Origin of the sequence: Lachnoclostridium sp. An131 (assembly GCF_002160825.1) — a bacterium.
Classification (GTDB): domain Bacteria; phylum Bacillota; class Clostridia; order Lachnospirales; family Lachnospiraceae; genus Laedolimicola.
In genome coordinates this window covers 1-1,787 of record NZ_NFLI01000037.1, presented here as the reverse complement: position 1 = coordinate 1,787, position 1,787 = coordinate 1, and the positions used below count along the sequence as shown (strand labels likewise).

At 50.4% G+C, this 1,787-nt stretch carries 1 protein-coding gene; it reads right to left on the bottom strand.

The genetic code is table 11. The annotated features are described in order from the left end of the window. Positions 1-58: 58 nt before the first annotated feature. Positions 59-1,684 (bottom strand): IS66 family transposase, encoded by a 1,626-nt coding sequence (gene tnpC, locus B5E77_RS16675; RefSeq protein WP_087166483.1) that lies wholly within the window; start codon positions 1,682-1,684, stop codon positions 59-61. Positions 1,685-1,787 lie beyond the last annotated feature (103 nt).

Below are 1,787 nucleotides of genomic sequence, written 5' to 3'. Positions count from 1 at the left end.
GTATACGGTAAACCATGAGTACCGACTCATTTTATGACCGCCGTTACCGGCGGACGGTTTACACAACATTTGTTGTTTTTGTTTTACTCCGGCAGATTTCCGGTAGCTGTTCTGACCAGGGAAGCAGTTCTTCCATAAAACAGTAATCCGTATCCTCCTGATGGTCCTTCATCACAGTCAGGACGTATTCCAGATAACGGAAAGGACTCAGGTTATTCGCCTTTGCTGTTTCCGTAATGCTGTAGATGATCGCACTGGATTTTGCGCCGTCGATACTGTCGATCAGCTTCCATGCATGTTTGTGCAGGCAGAAGCTGCGCAGCGCACCTTCCGTTGCGTTATTATCAAGCGGGACTTCGCCGTCATCCAGGAATACTTTTAATGTCTCTTCCTGGTTAATGCAGTAGTTGATCCCATCCAGTGTTTTTCCTTTGGAGAGACGACCGGAAGCCTGGATCTCTTTTGCCCACGCAAAGAAAGCCTCCACCAGAGGTTTGAGATTAATCTGACGCTGTTTTCTGCGCTCATCTGGTTTCAGATCAGAGAGCTGGTTATCCAGATGGTAGATTGCGCCGATCCGTTTGATCGCCTCGTAAGCGACCGTATCTTTGGCCGCCGGATGCTCCTTTTTCGGCAGTGCTTTCAGGGCATCGGCGAAATACCTTCTCGCATGGGTCCAGCACCCTGCAAAAACGATGGTCTCGCTTTCCCGATCCAGCTTCCGGTAGGCGGAGTATCCGTCACAGACAACTACTCCTGTGAATCCTTTCAGGAATTCCCGCGGATGATCTGCTTTCCGGGTCTTCTGGTATTCATACAGGATAATGGGGGGATCCCCATATTCCTTTCCTGTTCGGTAAACCCACATGTAACTCTTGCTGTTTGCCGGGCGCCCATCCTTCGATACCTTGACCGGAGTCTCATCGGCCTGCAGCACATGGAAGCGGTACATCCTGTTATGAAGGTAATCATAAAGCGGCCCCAGATATCGGTCCGCACACTGAATCATCCAGTTTGCCATTACCTGCCGGGAGATGTGGATGTCATTTCTCAGAAACTCCTGGCTGATCCGGTATAAAGGAAGTCCGTTGACATACTTGGCATTCATGATGCTTGCAGCCAGCGAAGGCGTTAGAATGCTGTTACGGAGCAGTTCCTTGGGCCGGTCCGCTTTGACGATCGTCTGATTGTCCCTGCCGGCATATACGGCCACATGATGTTCTTCGACCGTGTAGACTGCCGGCTGAACCCGGACTCTTTTGTAGATTTCGTCCGGAAGCTGCTTCCAGCCATCTGGGCCAAAGATCTCCTGCAGCTTTTCTTCCGGAAGGGTATGAGGGAGCACTTCCACAGGAAGATCCTTGAGATCTGCCTCACGTTTCCCTTTCTTCTTCCGGCGCGTGACCTGGATCACATCTTCTTCTGCAGGTTCGACAACATAAAGCGTCTCGGTCAGGGCTTCTGCTTCGTTAAAGATGAGCTCCAGTTCCAGCTGCCCGGCAATAACGTCCAGCTTTTCGGAAGATCGCCCATAACGCTGATGATTCGCAGATGCGATCTGCTCGATCAGGCGTTCCATGTTTGTATTCAGCTGGACGAGCTGGTCCTGCATGGACAGGATCACTGCCACGAGTGTTTCCCTGCTGAAACTGTTCAATTCTTCCGGTGAGTAGATCTTCTGCATGTTCGGCGCTCCTTTGTTTTACTGGAACTATTGTACCGCAAACCAAAAGAAAAAGCGAACCGGATAAAAAAGAAGGTTCGTCATTCTCACCAAAGGATAAACA

What these genes read in the sequence shown, in the direction of transcription:
- tnpC (WP_087166483.1), bottom strand. Translation starts at nt 1,684, where the DNA reads ATGCAGAAGATCTACTCACCGGAAGAATTGAACAGTTTCAGCAGGGAA.